General features: G+C 44.2%; 1 protein-coding gene and 1 pseudogene. Both read right to left on the reverse strand.

The window, feature by feature from the left end; translation table 11 throughout:
- Window positions 1–749: DDE-type integrase/transposase/recombinase (locus tag CRP01_RS41670; RefSeq protein ID WP_170110767.1), on the reverse strand; the 749-nt coding region annotated here is incomplete at its 3' end.
- Between the two features lie 2 nt (window positions 750–751).
- A pseudogene (locus tag CRP01_RS42700) lies at window positions 752–1003 on the reverse strand (transposase); the annotation flags it as partial.

Here is a 1003-nt window from a genome sequence, read left to right on the forward strand (position 1 = left end):
AATTTAATGAACTGTGGCATCCGTTTTTCGAGTTGACAAACCGAGTTGACACCCCAGGGGATGAGATATTGATTTTTTGCGGTACTGTGAAATCGCTCCACATGAGGATTTTCGTAAACGCACTCAGCCATTGAGGAGACGATCTGGTATTGACGCAGTAGTTTCAGGAAGCCTTTATCATAATATTGGCCACCACCATCTGAGTGAAAGATCAGTTGCTGATCGAAATTATGCTTCCCTCTGGTTTTTAGAGCCATTTTCAAAGCTTTCATGGTGGTTTGCTCGGTTTCCAGGGTTTGAGATAACGCATATCCCAGGCAACGCCGGGAATAGAGATCTAGAATAAAAGTGAGATAGGCCCATCCGTCCAAGAGTCGGTAATAGGTCAGATCACTAATCCAGACTCGGTTGATATCGTTAATTTCCAGCCCTTCGGTTAAATTAGGGAACCTGAAGGCACCACTGTAGGTGGTAATATGAAAAACCCGGATCGGCTTTATGCCTAAACCGTTGGTAATCAATATCGATTCAAACTTATCTCTCCCCAAATGCTCGATCAGTTGTTGATCACTTTTATGGGCACTCATCAGTTGATAGATGGGCCTGGCTCCCATTCGGGGATGGAATTTGCGATAATGCTTCACCCGTTCAATAATGGGATCCACTTGCTGTTCTTGCCACTGAAGGCGGCGACAATGTTGATGGAAGCCCTGACGGCTGATCCCCACAACCTGGTATAGTGATTCCATACTCATTTGGTGTTGGGATCGGTGTGTGAAAAACCATTCGAGGACTTCCAGTCGGAGTTTTTTTCCAGTTCAATATTATATCGTTGTTCAGCCGTGGCTAACAACCTCTCATAATAACTGAGCTGAACCTGCTGACGGCCAATAAATTGTTCTAATTCTTTGATTTTTTGCTCTAAAGCCAGGCGTTTTTGCGTCTCGCTTTTTTCCTCAACTACCTTGGTAATGCTTCTTTGGTAGTGAGGCGAATATTTCTT

It is taken from the genome of Flavilitoribacter nigricans DSM 23189 = NBRC 102662 (assembly GCF_002646595.1).
In the GTDB taxonomy this organism is placed as follows: Bacteria; Bacteroidota; Bacteroidia; order Chitinophagales; family Saprospiraceae; genus Flavilitoribacter; species Flavilitoribacter nigricans.